Below are 19,632 nucleotides of genomic sequence, written 5' to 3' on the forward strand. Positions count from 1 at the left end.
CCCGGGCGCGGCGGCAAGTGGCGGGAGACGACACCTGCGGCGGTCCTCGACCTGTCGTTCGCCGCCACTTCTCGGGCGGGCCGGCCGGGGACGTGACGCGACCCCCGCGTGGCGGGTCGGCAGCGCTCGCGGTGACTGATCGTGCGGAAGTGGCGGGAGACGACAGCTGCGGCAGTCCTCGACCGGTCGTTCACCGCCACTTCTCGGGCGGGCCGGCCGGGACGTGACGCGGCCCCGCGTGGCGGGTCGGCAGCGCTCGCGGTGATCGATCGTGTGGGCACGCGCAGCAGGCGGTGGACCCGGGCGCGGCGGCAAGTGGCGGGAGACGACACCTGCGGGGGTCCTCGACTGGTCGTTCGCCGCCACTTCTCGGGCGGGTCGGCCGGGGACGCGAGGCGGCCCCGCGTGGCGGGTCGGCAGCGCTCGCGCTGACCGATCGTGCGGGCACGCGCAGCAGGCGGTGGACCCGGGCGCGGCGGCAAGTGGCGGGAGACGACACCTGCGGCGGTCCTCGACCTGTCGTACGCCGCCACTTCTCGGCCGAGCCGGCCGGGGACGTGACGCGACCCCCGCGTGGCGGGTCGGCAGCGCTCGCGGTGACCGATCGTGCGGAAGTGGCGGGAGACGACAGCTGCGGCGGTCCTCGACCGGTCGTGTGCCGCCACTTCTCGGGCGGGCCGGCCGGGGGCGCGGGGCGGCCCCGCGTGGCGGGTCGGCAGGGCTCGCGGTGACCGACCGTCCGGGGCCGGGTGCGCCCGAGACCCCCGCCGACCACTCGCACCCCGACGGGTCACGACTCGACGAGCCACAGGAGCGTCCCGGCTGCGGGGTCGGGTGGCACGATGAGCGGCATGGACGCCCGCCTCGTGACCGTCGCCCACGGCACCCGCAAGGGCGGCGGCAACGAGATCGCCCGCCTGCTGACCGACGCCGCCGGCGAGGAGCTCGGCCTCGAGGCCGTCTGCTCCTACGTCGAGCTGTGCGAGCCGCTCTTCGAGGACGTCGTGGCGGCCTCGGCCACCCCGACGCTGGTCGTGCCGCTCCTGCTGTCGACCGGCTTCCACCTGCGCCAGGACCTGCCCCGCATGGCCCGCGCCGCCGGCGGTCCGCTGGTGCTCGGCCGCCCCTTCGGCCCGCACCGGCTGGTCGCGGCCGCACAGCTGGAGCGGCTGCGGGAGGCGGGCGCGCGGCCGGAGGAGCGGCAGGTCGGGCGGCTCGTGCTCGTCGCCGCGGGCTCCTCGGACCCGCTGGCCACCCGCGACCTGACCCGGGCCGCCGAGCTGCTCGGCGAGGCCTGGGCCGAGGCGGCCGGCGCGGCCGGGGCGCCCCCGCCCGTGGCGGTCGAGGTGGCCACCCTCACCGCGCTGGGCCGTCGCCCGGCCGAGGTCGTGCGGCCCGGCGACGTGGTGTCGCCGTACCTGCTCTCGCCGGGGTTCTTCGCCGACCGGGCCGCCCGCGAGTGCCGCGAGGCCGGAGCCGCGCTGGTCGCCGACGTCATCGGGCCCCACCCGCGGCTCGTCGAGCTGGTGGCCCGGCGCGCCCGCGCCCTGGCCCGCATCGAGCAGCCCGCCTAGCCCGACCCCCTCAGCCCCGGGGGTACGCCGACTCCTCGGGCGTGTGCAGCCGCACGAGGAAGGCGCCGGCGTGGGCGGGGCGCGAGGCCCGGGTGAGCAGGCTGGTGCCGACCATGACGCCCACCGCCAGCGGCACCGACCAGGCGGCCGGCTGCTCGAGCAGCACCGCCCGCCAGCCGGGGTCGACGTCGACGAGCAGCGTCACCAGCGCGGCGGTGCCGGAGCCGAGGCCGCCGACGACCAGGCCGGCGACGGCGCCCGCGGCGGTGAGACCGGGCCACCAGATGCCGAGCACGAGCAGCGGGCAGAAGGTCGAGGCGGCCACCGCGAAGGCCAGGCCCACGGTGGAGGCGACGCCGACCTCGGGGCCGAGCAGGGCCACGGCGCACGGCACGGTGACGGCGACGACGGCCGCCACCCGGAAGGCGGTGACCCCGTCGAGGCGGCGCCCGCCCCAGGCCCGCCCGGTGACGTCCTGGCTGAGCACGCCGGCCACCGCGATCGACAGCCCCGAGGAGGTCGACAGGAAGGCCGCGAACGCCCCCGCCACCACCAGGCCGGTCAGGACGTCGCCGCCGAGTCCCGGCAGCACGATCCGCGGCAGCTCGAGCACCAGCGCGTCGGAGCGGCCTGCGGCGGCCAGCGCCGGGGCGTAGGCCCGGCCCAGGGCGCCGTACACCGGCGGGACGAGGTAGAAGGCGCTCAGCAGCACGAGCACGACCAGCGTCGTGCGGCGCGCGGCCCGGCCGTCGGGGTTGGTGTAGAAGCGCACCACCACGTGGGGCAGGCCCATCGTGCCGAGGAAGGTGGCCGCGATGAGGGAGTAGGTGACGTAGAGGCCCTGCCCGCCGCCCTCGGCCAGCGGCTGCGACCACGACACCAGGTCGGGGAAGGCCGGGCCCGCCCCGGCGTCCGCCCCGGCCGCACCGCCGGAGGAGCCGCCCGTGGGCCGGCCGTCGCCGAGCCACACCACGACGAGCACGGCCGCGGGCACGAGCAGGGCGGTGAGCTTGAGCCAGTACTGGAAGGCCTGCACGAAGGTGATCGAGCGCATGCCGCCCGAGGAGACGTTGACCAGCACGACCGCGCCGACGATGACCGGGCCCACCCAGCCCGGGGCGCCGACCGCGGAGGTCAGCGTGAGCCCGGCGCCCTGGAACTGCGGCAGCAGGTAGAGCCAGCCGATCACGACCACCAGCAGCGAGCAGGTCGAGCGCACCCGCCGCGAGCCCAGCCGGGCCTCGGCGAAGTCGGGCAGCGTGTAGGCCCCCGAGCGGCGCAGGGGGGCGGCGACGAGCACGAGCAGCACGAGGTAGCCCGCGGTCCAGCCGACGGGGTACCAGAGCATGTCGGCGCCGAAGGTCAGCAGCAGCCCGGCCACGCCGAGGAAGGAGGCGGCCGAGAGGTACTCCCCACCGATGGCCGAGGCGTTGAGCCCCGGGCGCACCGTGCGCGAGGCCACGAAGAAGTCGCTGGTCGTGCGGGAGAAGCGCAGCCCCCAGGTGCCGATGGCCAGGGTCGCCACCGTCACCAGGACGATCGCGACGATGCCGGGTGCGGCGTTCACCGCGGGTCCCCCTCGGGCCCGTCGGGGGACGGGGCGGCGGGCGCGGTGCCGCGCACGAGGTCGCCGTAGGCCACCTCGTTGCGCTCGGCGCGGCGCACGTAGAGCCAGGCGAGCCCGACGAGGAACGGGTAGGCCGCCACGCCGAGCAGCAGCCACGGCAGGGGCACGCCCAGCCAGCTGCGGTGGCCCAGCGAGGGTGCCAGGTGGAAGAGCAGCGGCAGCGACCCGAGCACCCCGACGAGCACCAGCAGGGTGCGCGCGGCCAGCCACAGCTGCTCGCGCAGCAGCGAGCGGAGGTAGAGTCCGGCCAGCCGCTCGTCGGGCCCGGGGTCGCGGCGGGCGCGCTCCGCCCCGCCCGTCGTACGCCGCCGCGGCGGCCCGGTGACCCGCACCCGCGGCGGGCGGGCCTCGCTCACGAGCCGGCCCGCCGCAGCAGCAGGTCGCGAAGCTCGCGGGTGTGGCGTCGGCTGACCACCAGCTCGGGACCCGGCCCGGAGCCCTCGGCGCCACCGCCGGCGGGGCCGACCCGCACGGTGCAGCGGCCGGCCTCGGTGCGGACCTCGGCCACGTGGGCCAGCGCCACCAGCAGCGAGCGGTGGATGCGCACGAAGCCGGCCTCGGCCCACTCCTCCTCCAGCGTCGACAGCGGGGTCCGCACGAGGTGGGAGCCGCCCGAGGTGGTGTGCAGGCGGGCGTAGTCGCCCTGGGCCTCGACGTGGGTGATCTCGGAGCGGGCCACGAAGCGGGTGACCCCGCCCAGCTCGACCGGCACCTGCAGGTCGGCGACGGTCCCGGTGCGGTCGGCGCCGTCCACGACGCGGCGCACGGCCTCGGCGAGTCGCTCGGCGCGCACGGGCTTGAGCACGTAGTCGACCGCGCGCAGGTCGAAGGCGTCGACGGCGTGGGCCTCGTGGGCGGTGACGAAGACGACCGGCGGCGGGGTGCGGAAGCGGCCGAGCACCTGCGCGAGCTCCAGGCCGGTGAGGCCGGGCATCTGGATGTCGAGGAAGACCGCGTCGACCTCGGTCTCCTGCAGCACCTTCAGCCCGGCGGTGGCGGAGTCGCGGGTCAGCACCTCCCCGACGCGGGGGTCGCGCTCGAGGAGGTAGCGCAGCTCGTCGAGCGCGGGCCGCTCGTCGTCGACCACCAGCACCCGCGCCAGCGCCGGCGCCGCTCCCTGGCCGGTCACCTGGCCCGTCCCCTGGCCGGTCACCGGACGTGCACCCCGGGGGCGAACTTCGGCACCCGCACGGTGACCTTGGTGCCGGCGCCGGCGGCGGTCTCGACGACCAGGCCGTGGTCGTCGCCGTAGACCGCGCGCAGCCGGCCGTCGACGTTGCCCAGGCCCACCGAGTCGAGGCTGCCGTCGCCGGCCAGCGCCCGTCGCACCCGGGCGGGGTCCTCGCCGACGCCGTCGTCCTCCACCTCGATGACGCACTCCTGGCCGCGGTCGAGGGCCACGATGCTGATGTGGCCGCCGCCCTCGCGGCCCTCGAGGCCGTGACGCACGGCGTTCTCGACCAGCGGCTGGATGCACAGGAACGGCACGGCCACCGGCAGCACCTCGGGCGCGATGCGCAGGGTCACCCGCAGCCGGTCGCCGAAGCGGGCCTGCTCGAGCAGCAGGTAGCGCTCGACCGAGCGCAGCTCCTCGGCCAGCGTCGTGAACTCGCCGTGGCGGCGGAAGGAGTAGCGGGTGAAGTCGGCGAACTCCAGCAGCAGCTCGCGCGCCCGGTCGGGGTCGGTGCGCACGAAGCTGGCGATAGCGCCGAGGGAGTTGTAGATGAAGTGGGGGCTGATCTGGGCCCGCAGCGCGCGCACCTCGGCCTCCATCAGCCGGGTGCGCGAGGCGTCGAGCTCGGCCAGCTCCAGCTGCCCCGAGACCCAGCGGGCGACCTCGTCGGTGGCCCGGGCCAGCCCGGCGGTGGGGTACGCCGTGAACGTCGCCAGCGTGCCGACCACCCGCTCCTCGACCAGCAGCGGGCTGACCACCGCGTTGCGCACCGGGCAGCCGGGCTGGTCGCAGGGCAGGTCGGAGCGCTCGAAGACCCGGGTGGCGCCCCGCTCGACGGTCTCGGCGACCAGGGCCGGCAGCTGGCCCTGGTGGTGGGCGCCGCTGCCCTCCCAGGCCAGGACCTCGGCGGGCACGGCGGAGTCGGTGAGCGCGAGGGCGGGCGCGCCGAGCAGCGCGTGCAGGTGGCGGATGCTGCGCTCGGCGCTGGCGCGGTGCAGCCCCTCGCGCAGGGCGGGGCCGGCCAGCGACGCGGTGTGCAGGGTGCGGAAGGTCGTGCGGTCGGCGTCGGTGCCGAGGTGGCGCCGGCGTCGCAGCCTCACCGGAAGTCGAAGAGGAGCACGGTGTCCTCGTCGACCGTGACGGCCGAGTCGGGCGCCTTGGTCACGTCGGTCACGGCCGGGAAGCTCCCGGTGGTGACCACGAGGTGGCTCCCCATGGCGTCGGGGGTGGCGTCGGCGGTGGCGTGGTGGGTGGCGTGGTGGGTGGCGTCGGGCTCGGTGGGCCCGTCGGCGGCGCCGTGGGGGTCGGCTGTGCCGTGGCCGGTCGGGGGCGCGGCGTGCGCGGGCTCGTCGGCGACGACGACGCGGCGCTCGAGGACGCCGGCGCGGAAGCACTGCACCACGTAGGGCAGCTGCATGCCGTCCATGCCGCGGCCGTAGTCGTCGTAGAAGGCGAGCACCTGGGCGCGCAGCTCCTCGCGCCCGGTGTCGTCGCGGGTGGCGACGTGGGAGCGGGAGAGGGCGAGGTCCTGCACCGTGCTGCGGTTGAGGGTCTGCCAGGAGCGGAAGGCGCGGTCCTCGACGAAGCCGAAGAGCGGGGAGTGCACGAGCGCCCGGTGGGACTCCCCGCGCTGCCCGCCGCCGAGCAGGCGGCCCAGCCGGCGCACCCACGGGATGCGCTCGTCGCGCTCGTTCCACACCAGGGCCAGGTGGCCGCCGGGGCGCAGCACCCGGGCGATCTCGGGCAGCGCGACCTCGGGGTCGAGCCAGTGGAAGGCCTGGGCGCACACCACGACGTCGACCGAGGCGTCGGGCAGGGGGAGGTCCTCGGCCGGGGCGACGGCGGTGCGCACGTCGGGCAGGCGCCGCCCCAGCACGGCGAGCATCTCCGGGTCGGGGTCGGTGGCCAGCACGTCGTGACCGAGCGCGACCAGCTGCTCGGTGAGCTTGCCGGTGCCGGCGCCGACCTCGAGCACGGTCACCGGGTCGCCGGCCCCCAGGTCGGTGAGCCACGCGGCGGCCTCGCGGGGGTAGCCGGGCCGGCCGCGGTCGTAGGCGTCGGCGACCGTGCCGAAGGCCCGGGCGGGCGTGCGGTCCGGGTGCGGGGCTGCGGGGTGGTCGGCCATCGCAGCGACGATATCCCCTGCCGGCCCTCCGTGGTCCCCGCCGGCGTCCCCTGCGACGCGGCCGGGCCCGCGCGGGCCGGTAGCCTCGCGCCCGTGACCGATGACCCGCTGGCCTGGCTGACCTCGCTCGAGGGCGTGCCCAGCGCCTACGTCGCCGCCCGCGACGGCATCGACGTGATGCTGCGCGACCGCGGGCTGCGGCGTACGTCCCCGGAGACGACGGCCGAGTCGCTGCTGCGCGGCGCCCACGCCAGTGCGGTGCTGGAGGGCTCGGGCTCCTCGCTCGCCGAGGTGCGTGCGGGGGAGGGCGACGCGGTGGCCGCCGACGCGGTGCGGGTCTCCTCCGAGCTGCTCGCGCTCGTGCCCGCGCTGGGCCGCACGCCGCTGCAGGCCCTGGCCCGGGTGCACACCCTGGCCTCCGCCGGCTCGCTGCCCGAGGACGAGCGGGGCCGCCCGCGCGACGCCGCGGCCGCCGAGCGGCTGCGGGCGCTGGCGACGCTGCTCACCGCCGAGACCGCGGCCCCGGCGCTGGTCGTGGCCGCGGTGGTGCACGCCGACCTCGCGACCTCCGCGCCCTTCGCCTCCCACAACGGGGTCGTGGCGCGGGCGGCCGAGCGGCTGGTGCTGGTGGCGCGCGGGGTCGACGAGAAGTCGCTGGTCGTGCCCGAGGCCGGCCACCTCGCCCTGCGCGAGGCCTACGAGTCCAACCTGCGCGGCTACCGCGACGGCGGCGAGGCCGGCGTCCACTCCTGGCTGCTCTACGCCGCCGAGGCCTACGCCGCGGGCGCCGAGGCGAGCCCGCTGCGCCGTGAGGCGACCTGAGGCGACCGGAGGCGACCGGAGGCGACCGGAGGCGACCGGAGGCGCAGCGTCGCGGGGCGCCCGGAGACGTGCCCGTCAGGGCCCGGACATGCAGGTGGCACCCGGGCCATCGATCGACCTGGGTGCCACCGCTGACACGCGAGCCGCCGGCTACCAGGCGTGCATCACTACTGCTGCTGCGGGAGTGTCCCGCTGGCATGCGCCCATAAGAAGGGTGGATCGCCGCGTGGGTACCCCGGACCGCGTGTACGTCTCTGTTGAGGTGTCCCGACCCCGTCCTGCCGGGCCGGTGAGGCCTTCCCGCTCCTGCTGGCCTCGTGACTCCATGTGTACGCCGGTGTGACCTGGAGCACAAGACCTACCCGGCGGTAGGTCGCCGACGGCGTGTGCCGGCCCAGACCGCGCCGCCCACCGCGACGACCCCGGTGACAGCCAGCGCGGCGAGCGTCGAGCGACCGCCGGGCAGCCGCGAGCGCAGGGCCACGGGTCGGGTGAAGACGAGCACGGGCCAGTCGCGGGCGACCGCGATGCGGCGCAGGTCCTTGTCGGGGTTGACGGCGTGCGGGTGGCCCACGGCCTCGAGCATCGCGGTGTCGGTGATCGAGTCGCTGTAGGCGTAGCTGGCCGCGAGGTCGTAGCCGCGCTCCTCGGCCAGCGCGCGGATGGCGGCGGCCTTCTCCTCGGCGTAGGCGTAGTAGGCGATCTCGCCGGTGTAGCGGCCGTCGACCTCCTCCAGCCGGGTGGCCACCACGAGGTCGGCGCCCAGCATGGCCCCGATCGGCTCGACGACCTCGCTGCCGGAGGTGGAGACGATGACCACGTCGCGCCCGGCGGCGTGGTGCTCCTCGATGAGGCCGACCGCCTCCTCGTAGACCAACGGGTCGACGATGGTGTGGAGGGTCTCCGCGACGATCTCGCGCACCGTGGCGACGTCCCACCCCGCGACCAGCTGCGACATGAAGTGCCGCATCTTCTCCATCTGGTCGTGGTCGGCGCCGCCGGTCAGGTAGACGAACTGGCCGTAGGCCGAGCGCACGACGGCGCGCCGGGAGATCAGGCCCCCGGCCTGGAAGGGCTTGGTGAAGGCCATGGCGCTCGACTTGGCGATGATCGTCTTGTCGAGGTCGAAGAAGGCCGCTCCCGGCATGGCTCCAGCATAGGGACCCCGCGGGCGGCGCGCGGGCGAGTGCCACGGGTGACCACGAGTCGTCCCCAGGGCGGCCGGCGCGCGGCCCTGTCCACAGCGGTGGCCGCAGGCGCGGCGTACGGCGTGACGGCGGGCGAGGCTCGCCGGCATGGACGCACCCCTGCTGCTCACCCGCGACCCGCTGCTGCTCGACGAGGTCGCCCGGCTCGCGGCCGCGGCGGGCGCGCGGCCCCACACGACCGACGACGTGGCCGGCGCCCTGCGGGCCTGGTCGACCGCCCCGGTCGTGCTGGTGGGCGTCGACCTGGCTCCGCAGCTGGCCCGGCTCGGGCCCGACCGGCGGGGGCAGGTGCACGTGCTCGCCCTCGACGACGTCGGACCTGCCGGTCTGCGCACCGCCCTCGAGCTGGGGGCGGAGTCGGTGCTCGCGGTCGGCGCCGCCCCGGGGCGGCTCACCGAGGTGCTGACCGACCTGGGGGAGGGGCGGGCCTCGCCGGGGCGCACGATCGCGGTGGTCGGCGGCTCGGGTGGGGCGGGCGCCACGACGGTGGCCTGCGCGCTGGGTCAGGTGGCGGCCGCGGCCGGCACGTCGCTCGTGGTCGACCTCGACCCGCTGGGTCCCGGCGCCGACCGGGTGCTGGGCCTCGAGCGGGCGGCCGGGGTCCGCTGGGGCTCCGTGGCCGAGACCACGGGCCGGCTGAGCTCGCGGGCGCTGCGCGAGGCGCTGCCGCGGCGCGAGGGCCTCGGGGTGCTCGGCTGGGCCGCCGGCCGGGCCGAGTCGCTCGATCCCGGCGCGGTGCGCGAGGTGGTCTCGGCGGCGCGTCGCGGGCACGACACCGTCGTCGTCGACCTGCCGCGCGTCCTCGACGCCACCACCGGCGAGGTCAGGGCCCGCAGCGACCTCGTCGTGGTGGTCGTGAGCGCCACCGTGCCCGGGGTCACCGCCGCGGCGCGGCTGTGCGACCGGTTGGCCGCGGAGGCCGGCGGTGGGGGTGTGACGGGCGAGGCCGGTGGGGTGGCCCTGGTCGTGCGGGGCCGGGCCCTGACGGCGTCGGAGGTGACCCGCGCGACCGGCCTGCCCGTGCTCGCCGTGGTGCCGGAGGTGCGCCGGCTGCGCGAGTGGTGCGACCTGGGCCTGGGGCCGGTCCACGGGCGGCGCAGCCCGCTGGCCCGGCCGATGGGGGAGGTCCTCGGCGCCGTGCCCGCCCCGCTGCGGACGAGGGCCACGCCATGACCGGCATGACCGGCACGACCGGAGTGACCGGGCTCCAGGCCCCGCAGGTGGGCGCGCCACCGGCCGAGACGGTGGAGGCGGTGCGCGAGCGGCTGGCCGCCGAGCCCGGCGAGCTGACCCCGCACCGCGTGGCCCAGGCGCTGCGGGCCACGGGGCGCCCGGTCGGCGACGCCACGGTCCTCGCCGTGCACGACGCGCTGCGCCGCGACGTCGTCGGTGCCGGGCCGCTCGAGCCCCTGCTGCGCGTCCCGGGCGTCACCGACGTGCTGGTCAACGGCCCCGACCAGGTGTTCCTCGACCGCGGGGCCGGTCTCGAGCCCGCCGGGGTGCGCTTCCCCGACGACCAGGCGGTGCGACGCCTCGCCCAGCGCCTGGCCGCGCTGGCCGGTCGCCGTCTCGACGACGCCAGCCCCTGCGCCGACCTGCGGCTGCTCGACGGCACCCGCTTCCACGCCGTGCTCTCCCCGGTGGCCCGCCCCGGCACCACCATCTCCCTGCGCGTGCCCTCCCGCCGGGCCCTCGACCTCGACGCCCTGCAGGCCGCCGGCGCGGTCGGTCCCGACGCCGCCCACCTGCTGCGGGCCGTGGTGGCCTCGCGTCGGGCGTTCCTCGTCACCGGCGGCACCGGCTCGGGCAAGACCACGCTGCTGGCCGCCCTGCTGGCCCTCGTCGACCCCGCCGAGCGGCTGCTCGTGGTCGAGGACTCCTCCGAGCTGCGTCCCGTCCATCCCCACGTCGTGGGGCTCGAGGCGCGCACTCCCAACATCGAGGGCGTCGGAGGCATCGAGGTGCGCGAGCTGGTCCGTCAGGCCCTGCGCATGCGGCCCGACCGGCTGGTGGTCGGCGAGGTCCGGGGCGCCGAGGTCGTCGACCTCCTGGCGGCCCTCAACACCGGCCACGAGGGCGGCTGCGGCACGCTGCACGCCAACTCCGCGACCGACGTGCCGGCGCGGGTCGAGGCGCTGGCCCTCGCGGCCGGGCTCGGCCGCGAGGCGGCCCACAGCCAGCTGGCCTCGGGCATCGACCTGGTCCTCCACCTGCGCCGCGGTGGCGACGGGGTGCGCCGGCTGGTCGAGGTGGCGGTGCCCGACCGCGGCGCCGACGGCATCGTGCGGATGCAGGTCGCGGCCCGGCTGGGGCCACCTGCGCCGCACGGCGACCGCGACCTGGTGGAGGGTCCTGCGGCCGACCGTCTCGCCGCCCTGCTCACCGACCCTGACGCCGACCCTGACGCCGACCCCGGCGCGGGGTCCGCGCCCGGGTCGCGGCCGTGACGAGCGCCGGCCCCGCCACCTGGGTGGCGCACGGTGCGCCGGCGGCCGCGGTGGCGTGCCTCGCCGCCGTGTCCGCCGCGCTCGCCGTCGCCCTCCTGCTGCCTCCGCGGCCCCGGGTCGCGACCGCGCGGGGCGGGGCGGGGCGGGCGACGCCCGGGCGGGTCGTGCCGGCCTGCGTCGGCGTCGTGGCGCTGCTCCTCCTCGCCGCCTCGCTGGGCCCCGCGGCCGTCGCGCTGGCCGTGGTGCTCGCCGGCGCCGCGGGCGCCACGGCCCGGCTCTGGGCCGCCCGCCGCGCCGCCCGCGAGGCGCACCGCACCTCCACCCGGGTGCTGGAGACCTGCGAGCGGCTCGCCGCCGAGCTCGCGGCCGGGCGGCCGCCGGTGCTGGCCCTCGGCCACGCCGCCCAGGAGTGGTCGGCCCTCTCCCCGGTCGCCGAGAGCCTGCGCCTGGGCACCGACGTCGCCGAGGCGTGGCGCACGGTCGCGCGGCAGCCGGGCGCCGGTGACCTGCGCCTGTTGGCCGCGGCGTGGCAGGTCGCCCACCGCACCGGTGTGGGTCTGGCCGCCGCCGTCGACCGGGTCGCGGTCGACCTGCGCGCCGTGCGCTCCACCGAGCGGGTGGTCCGCGGCGAGCTCGCCTCGGTGCGGGCCACCGTCAAGCTCGTCGCCGCACTGCCGCTCCTCGCGCTCGCCATGGGGTCGGGTGCCGGCGGCGACCCCTGGGGCTTCCTGCTCGGCGAGCCGGTCGGCCTGGCCTGCCTGGCCGCCGGCGTGACCTGCGCCCTGGCCGGTGTGGCCTGGGTCGAGACCATCGCCCGGTCGGTGGAGCAGGGCCGGTGACGCCCGGGCTCCTCGCGGCCCTCGCCGCAGCGGCGGCGGTGGCGCTGCTGCTGCCGAGCCCGGCGCGGCCTCCCGACCCGTGCTCCGGCGACGCGTGGGGCGGCCCCGCGGGGACCGCTGCTGCCGCCGGCGGCGCGTCGGGTGTGGGCTGGCTGCACCGTCACCGTCTGCTCTGGTCGCTCCTCGGCGCCGTCGGGGCCTGGTCCTTCGTGTCCGGCACGGCCGGCGCGGTGCTGGCCCCGGCCGTGGGCGCGGCGGTGTGGGTCGGCGTCGGGCGCGCCGAGCCGGCGCCCGCCCGACTCGAGCGCGAGGCGGTGAGGCGCGAGCTGCCCCACCTCGTGGCGCTCGTGGGCTCCGCGCTGGGGGCCGGTGCCTCGCCGGGGGCCGCCGTGGAGCTCGCGACCGCTGCGCTCCCGGGGCCCGCCGCCCAGCGTCTGGAGCCGGCGGTGCACCGCCTGCGCCTGGGCCTCGACCCGGGCGAGGTCTGGCGCCTCGTCACCGCCGACGCCGACCTGGCCCCTCTGGGCAGGGCCCTGGGTCGGGCCCACGAGACGGGCGCCCCGGTGGTCGCCGCCGTCGAGCGGCTCGCGGAGGAGCTGGCGCGCTCCGCCCGGGCCGACGTGGAGGACCGCGCCCGGGCCGTCGGCGTCCGGGCGGCGGCCCCGCTGGGCCTGTGCCTGCTGCCGGCCTTCCTCCTCGTCGGGATCGTGCCGGTCGTCGCGGGCCTGCTCGAGAGCCTCGCCTGGTGAGCGACCTGACCACCAACTCTGCACACGACCACCCTGCGGCCGGGCCCTCCACAGCCTCGGCCGCGGGCCGCACCGCCAGGCGTCGGCGGCGGCAGGGTCGAGACACGGCGCCGCGCCCGCGGCGCCACGACGCGAGGAGAGAGATGACCACGACCGCCGAGCACCACACGGCCCCTGCCGGCCCCGTCCCCGGATCCAGCACCGCCGCCAGCCCCGCCGCCGGCACCGCAGCCAGCACCGCCGTCGGCAACGCGGCCCCCGTCTCCGGCACCGCCGTCGGCAACGCGGCCCCCGTCTCCGGCACCGCCGTCGGCGACGCGGCCCCCGTCTCCGGCACCGCCCCCGCGTCGGCGCCTCGGCCGCCCCGGGCCCTCCGCCTGGCGCGCCCGGGCGTCGACCGCCCCGGCCCGTGGCCGGTCTCGCGGACCGGCCGCCGTCGCCGGCCGGCGCTCTACGCCGTGCCCGGCACCCGTCCGGACGCCGCGTCCACGGAAGCGTCCGCGAAAGCGTCCCCGGCGGGGTCCCCGGCAGCGTCGCCGGCCGGCACCCGCGTTGCGGCCCCCGAGGCGGGCATCACCACCGCGGAGTACGCCGTCGGCACCGCTGCGGGCGCCGGCCTGGCCGGGCTGCTCTACAAGATGCTGACCGGTGGCTTCGGCGACCAGCTCCTCACCCGGCTCTTCGACCACGTGCTCGGGCTGCTGGGCATCGGATGAGCCGGGAGCCGTCGCCCCGACGCGGCGAGCGCGGCGCCGTGACCGCCGAGGCCGCGATGGTCCTGCCGGCGATGGTGGCCGTGACCGCGGCCCTCGTGTGGGTGCTCTCGCTGGTGCTGGGCCAGGTCCGCGTGGTCGACGCGGCCCGGGAGGGAGCGCGGGTGGCGGCGCGGGGCGACGGCGAGGCGGCCGCGGTGGCAGCGGCGCGCCGGGTGGCTCCGAGCGGCGCCACCGTCTCGGTGGTCCGCTCGGGTGACACCGTCACCGTCACCGTCACCGCGCGACTCGACGGCCCGGGGGGAGTCGTCGGGTCGCTGCCGGGCGCGGAGGTGGCCGCCGATGCGGTCGCCGCGGTGGAGGTGGGCGTGTGACCGTCCCGGTCACGAGGCCCGCCGGCGGGCCGGTCGCGCCCGAACGGGGGGATCGGGGTCAGCGCGGTGCGGCCACGGTGCTCGGCGTCGCCCTGCTCGGGGTGCTGCTCCTGGTGGCGGCGGCGCTGGGCACGGTGGGGGCGGTGTTCGCCGCGCACCGCTCGGCCCAGGCCGCCGCCGACCTCGCTGCGCTCGCCGGGGCCGGCGCCCTGCAGCAGGGCGCGGACGCCTGCTCCGCGGCGGCCCGGGTGGCGGGCGACAACGGCGCCGAGGCCGTGCGGTGCACGGTCACGGGCGCCGAGGTGGAGGTCGAGGCGCTGGTGCGCGGGCCGCGGTGGCTGGGCCGGTCCGCCGATCCCGTGGGCGTCGCCCGCGCGGGCCCGGCCTGACGCGGGCGCGACGGTCGTGGCCGGTCTCAGGCCCCGGCGGCGGGCCCGTCGGGGTCGGCGCCGGTGAGCAGCAGGTCGAGCAGCCGGCCCGCGGCGGCCTTGTCGAGCGGGTTGTTCTGGTTGCCGCACTTGGGCGACTGCACGCAGGAGGGGCAGCCGTCGGCGCACTCGCAGGTCGCGATGGTCTCGCGGGTCGCGGTCAGCCACGCCCGGGCGGCGTGGAAGCCCCGCTCGGCGAAACCGGCCCCGCCCGGGTGGCCGTCGTGCACGAAGACCGTCAGCTCGCCGGTGTCGGGGTGCATCGCGGTCGACACGCCGCCGATGTCCCAGCGGTCGCACGTCGCGAAGAGCGGCAGCAGGCCGATCGAGCAGTGCTCGGCGGCGTGGGCGGCCCCGGGCAGGTCGTCGGCGGCCAGGCCCGCCGCGGCCAGGGTGGCGGCGGGCACGGTCCACCACACCGCGGTGGTGCGCAGCGCCCGCTCCGGCAGGTCGAGCAGCTCCTCCCCGACGACGTCGCCCCCGGGCTGGCGTCGCTTGAGGAAGGAGACCACCTGCTGCGACACGTCGACCTCGCCCACGCTGAGGCGGCACGGCCCCCAGGTGCGGTGCGCCCGCTCGGCGACGATCGAGATGTCGGTGACCTCACGCGCGGAGGTGGAGTAGTCGGGGTCGGCGCGGTGGATGACGGCGACGTGCTCCTCGAGGTCGAGGGAGTCGACCAGCCAGGTCTCGCCGCGGTGCACGTAGACCGCTCCGGGGTGGGCGGTGCCGTGGGCGCTGGAGGCGTCGACGGTGCCGATCACGCGACCGGTGCCGGCCTCGACGAGCGAGACCGGCGCGCCGCCGGTGGAGCGGATGTCGGCCAGGTCGGCCGCGCGGCGGGCGTCGGTCCAGTACCAGCCGCGGGGTCGGCGACGCAGCAGCCCGCCGGCGACCAGCTGGTCGAGCACGCCGCGCGTGGTGGGGCCGAAGAGGTCCAGCTCGTCGGCGGTGAGCGGGGCCTCCTGGGCGGCCGCGCACAGGTGGGGGGCCAGGACGTACGGGTTGCCGGGGTCGAAGACGCTGGCCTCGACGGGAGGCCCGAAGAGGGCGTCGGGGTGGTGCACGAGGTAGGTGTCGAGCGGGTCGTCACGGGCCACGAGCACCCCGACGGCGTCCTGGGCGCCGCGCCCGGCCCGGCCCACCTGCTGCCACAGGGCGGCGCGGGTGCCGGGGAAGCCGGCCATCAGCACCGCGTCGAGGCCGCTGACGTCGATGCCGAGCTCGAGGGCGTTGGTAGCGGCCAGCCCGCACAGCGACCCGTCGCGCAGCGCGGTCTCGATCGCGCGGCGCTCCTCGGGAAGGTAGCCGCCGCGGTAGGCCGCGACCCGGCGGGCCAGGGACGGCTCGACCTCGCCGACCAGGGCGGCCGCGGTCATCGCCACCTGCTCCGACCCCCGTCGCGAGCGCACGAAGGCCAGCGTGCGCACGTCGTCGACCACCAGGTCGGCGAGCAGGTCGGCGACCTCCGAGGAGGCGGCGCGGCGCACCGGGGCGCCGTTCTCGCCGGTGTGGGAGGTCAGCGGCGGCTCCCACAGCGCCACCGACACCCGGCCCCGCGGCGACCCGTCGTCGGTGACCGGCTCCACGTCGAGCCCGGTGAGGCGGTGAGCGGCGGCCGCCGGGTCGGCCACCGTGGCCGAGGCCAGCACGAAGGTCGGGTCGGCGCCGTGCAGGGCGCACACGCGTCGCAGCCGGCGCAGCACGTGGGACACGTGGGCGCCGAAGACGCCGCGGTAGTGGTGGCACTCGTCGACCACGACGTAGCGCAGCGAGCCGAGGAATCCGGCCCAGCGGGCGTGGCCCGGGAGCATCGAGCGGTGCAGCATGTCGGGGTTGGTGAGGAGGTACTCCCCGTGCTCGCGGGCCCAGTCGCGCTGGTCGCGACCGCTGTCGCCGTCGTGGGTCGTGGCGCGCACGTCGAGGCCCAGCGAGCGCAGCGAGGTCAGCTGGTCCTGGGCGAGCGCTTTGGTCGGGGCGACGTAGAGCACCCCCGCGCCGCGCTGTCCCCGGCTGCCCCGCGACTCGCGCACCGCGGTCAGCGCCGGCAGTTGGTAGGCCAACGACTTGCCCGACGCCGTGCCGGTGGCGACGACCACGTGCCGCCCGGCCCGCACGGCCTCGGCGGCCTCGACCTGGTGGCTCCACAGCCGCTCGACCCCGCGCGCCTCGAGCGCCCCCCGCACGTCGGACGCGACCCAGGTCGGCCACGGGGCGTGGCGCGGATCGCGCGCGGCGAGCTCCTCGACGTGGGTCAGGCGGTCCTCGCGGCCCGGCACCGCGGCGAGGCGGTCGATCAGACCGGCTCGGGGGCGCAGGGGGAGGGCGGCGGTCATGGATCCGAGTGTCCCAGGGTCCACCGACAGCCCCGCAGGGCCGGGCGGCGCGGACCGGTGGCGGCCGTCGCGGGGGCCTTCGTGCCACTGTCCGGGAGCGGCCAGGGCGCTGCGTCGGGGCGCAGCGCGGCGCGGGCGTCCGACCTTTACCCTTTTTGTGCGCCGGGGCCGCGAGCGTGGTTTCATATGGCTGGCCGAGTGTCATGGCGTCGCCCGCCCTCACGAGGTCCGCCAGCTCGACTGGCACGGATTCCGCAGGCCGACATGGGAGTAGACGTGGACCTCACTCTTGCGACGCGCGACGTCGATGGGAAGACCATCGTTGCCGTCGGTGGCGAGATCGACGTCTACACCGCCCCCAAGCTGCGCGACAAGATCACCGAGCTGGTCGCCGCCGGCACCTACGACCTCGTGGTCGACATGGAGGCCGTCGAGTTCCTCGACTCCACGGGCCTCGGCGTGCTCGTCGGCGGGCTGAAGAAGGTCCGGGCCCACGACGGCTCGCTGCACCTGGTCTGCACCCAGGACCGCCTGCTGAAGATCTTCCGGATCACCGGGCTGGCCAAGGTCTTCATGATCCACGACAGCGCCGACGCCGCGCTGGCCGCCAGCTGACCCGTCCTCAGGACCGACCGCCGGCCCCTCCCCCTCCTCGCTGAGGAGCACCGGACCCGACCGCCGTCGGGGCCGGCCGCGACCCGTGCCCACGCCCGACACGTGTGACCCACGCCACATCGTCGTGCACTGACGGGCGTCGGCGTGCGTAGACTCCGGCTCGTCCGTGAGACGCAGATCACGTTCTTGCGCCTGATCGTTCACTCCACCGCTCGCTCAACCAGCACGTAGGAGGAATCAGATGACGGGGATCCGACCCTTGGTCGTGGAGCTCTCCGGCGGCAATCTCGTCCTGGTCGTCATCGTCGCCCTCGTCGCGCTCGGTGCGCTGGCGATGGCGGCGATGTTCCGCCGGGAGGTCCTCGCCGCCGGTGAGGGCACCGCCAGCATGCAGACCATCGCCCAGGCCGTGCAGGAGGGCGCCAACGCCTACCTCACCCGACAGTTCCGGACGTTGGCGATCTTCGCCGCCGTCGCCTTCTTCGCCCTGCTGCTGCTGCCCGCCGACGACACCGTCGTGCGGATCTTCCGCTCGGTCTTCTTCGTCGTGGGAGCCGGCTTCTCCGCCACCGTCGGCTACCTGGGCATGAACCTCGCGGTGCGGGCCAACCTGCGCGTCGCCGCCGCGGCCGAGACCTCGGGCCGCGAGCCGGCGATGACGATCGGCCTGCGCACCGGGGCCATGGTCGGCATGCTGACCGTCGGCCTGGGCCTGCTGGGCGCGAGCCTGGTGGTGCTCTTCTTCCAGGACGAGGCCCCCGACGTGCTGGAGGGCTTCGGCTTCGGCGCGGCCCTGCTCGCGATGTTCATGCGCGTGGGCGGCGGCATCTTCACCAAGGCCGCCGACGTCGGCGCCGACCTGGTGGGCAAGGTCGAGAACAACATCCCCGAGGACGACCCGCGCAACGCCGCCACCATCGCCGACAACGTCGGCGACAACGTGGGCGACTGCGCCGGCATGGCCGCCGACCTCTTCGAGTCCTACGCTGTGACGCTCGTGGCGGCCCTCATCCTGGGCTCGCAGGCCTTCGGCGACCAGGGGCTGGTCTACCCGCTGCTCATCCCGGCCATCGGGGCCCTCACCGCGGTGGCGGGGGTCTACCTCACCCGCCCCAAGGCCGGCGAGAACGGCCTCACCACCATCAACCGGTCCTTCTACCTCTCCTCGGGCATCGCCGCCGTGGCCAGCGTGCTGCTCTCCTACGTCTACCTCCCCGGCAGCTTCTCGGAGTTCGCCAACATCGCCCCCGACCTGGCCCAGGCCGACGGCGACCCCCGCTTCATCGCCTCGGCCGCCGTGGTCATCGGCATCGTGATGTCGGCCGGCATCCTGGCCCTCACCGGCTACTACACCGGCACCGAGTTCCGCCCGGTCAAGGACGTCGGCAAGACCTCGCTCACGGGCGCGGCCACCGTCATCCTCTCGGGCCTCTCGGTCGGCTTCGAGTCGGCGGTCTACACCACGCTGGTCATCGGGGCCGCGGTCTTCGGGGCCTACCTGCTCGGCGGCGCCGCGCTCACGGTGTCGCTCTTCGCGGTGGCGCTGGCCGGCACGGGTCTGCTGACCACGGTCGGCGTCATCGTCGCCATGGACACCTTCGGCCCGGTCTCCGACAACGCTCAGGGCATCGCGGAGATGTCCGGCGACGTCAGCGAGGAGGGGGCGCAGATCCTCACCGAGCTCGACGCGGTCGGCAACACCACGAAGGCCATCACCAAGGGCATCGCGATCGCCACGGCCGTGCTCGCCGCGACCGCGCTCTTCGGGTCCTACGCCACCTCGGTCTTCGAGTCCCTGGCCGACGCCGACCCGAGCCTGGAGGAGGCCAACCTCCTCGATTTCAGCGTCTTCAACCCCGCCGTCCTCGTCGGTGTGCTGCTCGGCGCCGCGGTGGTCTTCCTCTTCTCCGGCCTGGCCATCAACGCGGTCGCCCGTGCGGCCGGCGCGGTCGTCTACGAGGTGCGCCGCCAGTTCCGCGACATCCCTGGGATCATGGAGGGCACCGGACGCCCGGAGTACGGCAAGGTCGTCGACATCGTCACCAAGGACTCCCTGCGCGAGCTCGTCACGCCGGGCATCCTCGCGGTGCTGGCCCCGATCGCCGTCGGATTCGGGCTGGGCGCGACCGCCCTGGCCGGCTTCCTCGCGGGCGCCATCGGCACGGGCACGCTGATGGCGGTCTTCCTCGCCAACGCCGGTGGGGCCTGGGACAACGCCAAGAAGCTGGTCGAGGACGGCCACCACGGCGGCAAGGGCTCCGAGGCCCACGCCGCCACCGTCATCGGCGACACCGTCGGCGACCCCTTCAAGGACACCGCCGGCCCGGCGATCAACCCGCTGATCAAGGTGATGAACCTCGTCTCCCTACTCATCGCCAGCGCGGTGGTCTCCCTCAGCGTGGGCAAGGACCAGAACGACGTCCTGCGCGTCGCGATCGCGCTCGCCGCCGTCGTCGTCATCGCGGTCGCGGTCTACATCTCCAAGCAGCGCGAGACCGCCATGGGCGACGAGCCGGCGCCGCCGAGCGCGCCACCGCCGCCCCCGACCGACGGCTACGTCGACCCGACGCCCACCGTCCAGCGCGAGCTGTGAGCACCGAC

General features: G+C 76.8%; 18 protein-coding genes. 11 read left to right on the forward strand and 7 right to left on the reverse strand.

Translation table 11 applies throughout. From position 1 onward, the window contains the following. Nucleotides 1-842: 842 nt before the first annotated feature. Complete coding sequence (locus IR170_RS16440) at nucleotides 843-1,574, forward strand: sirohydrochlorin chelatase (protein WP_193665876.1); 732 nt, start codon at nucleotides 843-845, stop codon at nucleotides 1,572-1,574. 10 nt (nucleotides 1,575-1,584) lie between these two features. On the opposite strand, the gene IR170_RS16445 is transcribed toward IR170_RS16440, so the two are convergent. The 5 genes from IR170_RS16445 to IR170_RS16465 are packed head-to-tail and all read right to left on the reverse strand — an operon-like array spanning nucleotide 1,585 to nucleotide 6,500. Then, complete coding sequence (locus tag IR170_RS16445) at nucleotides 1,585-3,141, reverse strand: sodium/solute symporter (protein ID WP_193665878.1); 1,557 nt, start codon at nucleotides 3,139-3,141, stop codon at nucleotides 1,585-1,587. After that, nucleotides 3,138-3,557: a DUF485 domain-containing protein gene (locus IR170_RS16450; protein WP_193665880.1), complete on the reverse strand. Its 420-nt coding sequence runs from the start codon at nucleotides 3,555-3,557 to the stop codon at nucleotides 3,138-3,140. The genes IR170_RS16445 and IR170_RS16450 overlap by 4 nt, the downstream gene beginning before the upstream one ends. Beyond that, nucleotides 3,554-4,330 carry a LytR/AlgR family response regulator transcription factor gene (locus IR170_RS16455; RefSeq protein ID WP_193665882.1) on the reverse strand — a complete coding sequence of 259 codons (777 nt, stop codon included), beginning with the start codon at nucleotides 4,328-4,330 and terminating at the stop codon, nucleotides 3,554-3,556. Before IR170_RS16455 ends, IR170_RS16450 begins: the two co-directional genes overlap by 4 nt. 20 nt (nucleotides 4,331-4,350) lie before the next feature. Next, complete coding sequence (locus IR170_RS16460; RefSeq protein WP_056903223.1) at nucleotides 4,351-5,475, reverse strand: sensor histidine kinase; 1,125 nt, start codon at nucleotides 5,473-5,475, stop codon at nucleotides 4,351-4,353. Further along, the gene (locus IR170_RS16465) at nucleotides 5,472-6,500 is read right to left on the reverse strand and encodes a class I SAM-dependent methyltransferase (protein WP_193665884.1); all 1,029 of its coding nucleotides are present in this window, start codon (nucleotides 6,498-6,500) and stop codon (nucleotides 5,472-5,474) included. Before IR170_RS16465 ends, IR170_RS16460 begins: the two co-directional genes overlap by 4 nt. A gap of 93 nt (nucleotides 6,501-6,593) precedes the next feature. Here IR170_RS16465 and IR170_RS16470 point away from each other — a divergent pair, with 93 nt between their 5' ends. Then, the gene (locus IR170_RS16470) at nucleotides 6,594-7,322 is read left to right on the forward strand and encodes an oxidoreductase (RefSeq protein ID WP_193665886.1); all 729 of its coding nucleotides are present in this window, start codon (nucleotides 6,594-6,596) and stop codon (nucleotides 7,320-7,322) included. Nucleotides 7,323-7,680: 358 nt separating this feature from the next. On the opposite strand, the gene IR170_RS16475 is transcribed toward IR170_RS16470, so the two are convergent. Next, on the reverse strand, nucleotides 7,681-8,469 hold the full coding sequence (locus IR170_RS16475) for an HAD family hydrolase (RefSeq protein WP_193665888.1): 789 nt from the start codon (nucleotides 8,467-8,469) through the stop codon (nucleotides 7,681-7,683). 148 nt (nucleotides 8,470-8,617) lie between these two features. Here IR170_RS16475 and ssd point away from each other — a divergent pair, with 148 nt between their 5' ends. The 7 genes from ssd to IR170_RS16510 all read left to right on the forward strand — a co-directional run bounded on the left by ssd (nucleotide 8,618) and on the right by IR170_RS16510 (nucleotide 14,041). After that, the gene (gene ssd, locus IR170_RS16480; RefSeq protein WP_193665890.1) at nucleotides 8,618-9,703 is read left to right on the forward strand and encodes a septum site-determining protein Ssd; all 1,086 of its coding nucleotides are present in this window, start codon (nucleotides 8,618-8,620) and stop codon (nucleotides 9,701-9,703) included. 5 nt (nucleotides 9,704-9,708) lie between these two features. Continuing rightward, on the forward strand, nucleotides 9,709-10,977 hold the full coding sequence (locus IR170_RS16485) for a TadA family conjugal transfer-associated ATPase (RefSeq protein WP_193666114.1): 1,269 nt from the start codon (nucleotides 9,709-9,711) through the stop codon (nucleotides 10,975-10,977). Then, nucleotides 10,974-11,816: a type II secretion system F family protein gene (locus IR170_RS20440; protein ID WP_193665893.1), complete on the forward strand. Its 843-nt coding sequence runs from the start codon at nucleotides 10,974-10,976 to the stop codon at nucleotides 11,814-11,816. Before IR170_RS16485 ends, IR170_RS20440 begins: the two co-directional genes overlap by 4 nt. Continuing rightward, nucleotides 11,813-12,565: a type II secretion system F family protein gene (locus tag IR170_RS16495; RefSeq protein ID WP_193665895.1), complete on the forward strand. Its 753-nt coding sequence runs from the start codon at nucleotides 11,813-11,815 to the stop codon at nucleotides 12,563-12,565. The genes IR170_RS20440 and IR170_RS16495 overlap by 4 nt, the downstream gene beginning before the upstream one ends. 143 nt (nucleotides 12,566-12,708) lie before the next feature. Further along, the gene (locus tag IR170_RS19650; protein ID WP_227489460.1) at nucleotides 12,709-13,281 is read left to right on the forward strand and encodes a DUF4244 domain-containing protein; all 573 of its coding nucleotides are present in this window, start codon (nucleotides 12,709-12,711) and stop codon (nucleotides 13,279-13,281) included. After that, on the forward strand, nucleotides 13,278-13,652 hold the full coding sequence (locus IR170_RS16505; RefSeq protein WP_056863196.1) for a TadE family protein: 375 nt from the start codon (nucleotides 13,278-13,280) through the stop codon (nucleotides 13,650-13,652). The genes IR170_RS19650 and IR170_RS16505 overlap by 4 nt, the downstream gene beginning before the upstream one ends. Beyond that, entirely contained in the window at nucleotides 13,649-14,041 is a 393-nt protein-coding gene (locus tag IR170_RS16510; protein ID WP_193665897.1) for an Rv3654c family TadE-like protein, read from the forward strand. The genes IR170_RS16505 and IR170_RS16510 overlap by 4 nt, the downstream gene beginning before the upstream one ends. Before the next feature lie 26 nt (nucleotides 14,042-14,067). Here the strand turns inward: IR170_RS16510 and IR170_RS16515 are convergent, their stop codons facing one another. Further along, nucleotides 14,068-16,416 carry a DEAD/DEAH box helicase gene (locus tag IR170_RS16515; protein ID WP_193665899.1) on the reverse strand — a complete coding sequence of 783 codons (2,349 nt, stop codon included), beginning with the start codon at nucleotides 16,414-16,416 and terminating at the stop codon, nucleotides 14,068-14,070. A 276-nt stretch (nucleotides 16,417-16,692) separates the two neighbouring features. On the opposite strand from IR170_RS16515, the gene IR170_RS16520 reads away from it, so the two are divergent. Further along, the gene (locus IR170_RS16520; protein ID WP_193665901.1) at nucleotides 16,693-17,031 is read left to right on the forward strand and encodes an anti-sigma factor antagonist; all 339 of its coding nucleotides are present in this window, start codon (nucleotides 16,693-16,695) and stop codon (nucleotides 17,029-17,031) included. A 241-nt stretch (nucleotides 17,032-17,272) separates the two neighbouring features. Then, the gene (locus IR170_RS16525) at nucleotides 17,273-19,624 is read left to right on the forward strand and encodes a sodium-translocating pyrophosphatase (RefSeq protein WP_193665903.1); all 2,352 of its coding nucleotides are present in this window, start codon (nucleotides 17,273-17,275) and stop codon (nucleotides 19,622-19,624) included. Nucleotides 19,625-19,632: the final 8 nt, after the last annotated feature.

Origin of the sequence: Nocardioides kribbensis (genome assembly GCF_015070375.1) — a bacterium.
Lineage (GTDB): Bacteria > Actinomycetota > Actinomycetes > Propionibacteriales > Nocardioidaceae > Nocardioides > Nocardioides kribbensis.

Bases quoted from the DNA above. Each gene is read 5' to 3' on its own strand.
- IR170_RS16465 (WP_193665884.1), bottom strand. From the start codon at position 6,500: ATGGCCGACCACCCCGCAGCCCCGCACCCGGACCGCACGCCCGCCCGG.
- IR170_RS16525 (WP_193665903.1), top strand. From the start codon at position 17,273: ATGACGGGGATCCGACCCTTGGTCGTGGAGCTCTCCGGCGGCAATCTC.
- IR170_RS16475 (WP_193665888.1), bottom strand. From the start codon at position 8,469: ATGCCGGGAGCGGCCTTCTTCGACCTCGACAAGACGATCATCGCCAAG.
- IR170_RS16440 (WP_193665876.1), top strand. From the start codon at position 843: ATGAGCGGCATGGACGCCCGCCTCGTGACCGTCGCCCACGGCACCCGC.
- ssd (WP_193665890.1), top strand. From the start codon at position 8,618: ATGGACGCACCCCTGCTGCTCACCCGCGACCCGCTGCTGCTCGACGAG.
- IR170_RS19650 (WP_227489460.1), top strand. From the start codon at position 12,709: ATGACCACGACCGCCGAGCACCACACGGCCCCTGCCGGCCCCGTCCCC.
- IR170_RS16505 (WP_056863196.1), top strand. From the start codon at position 13,278: ATGAGCCGGGAGCCGTCGCCCCGACGCGGCGAGCGCGGCGCCGTGACC.
- IR170_RS16515 (WP_193665899.1), bottom strand. From the start codon at position 16,416: ATGACCGCCGCCCTCCCCCTGCGCCCCCGAGCCGGTCTGATCGACCGC.
- IR170_RS16485 (WP_193666114.1), top strand. From the start codon at position 9,709: ATGACCGGCACGACCGGAGTGACCGGGCTCCAGGCCCCGCAGGTGGGC.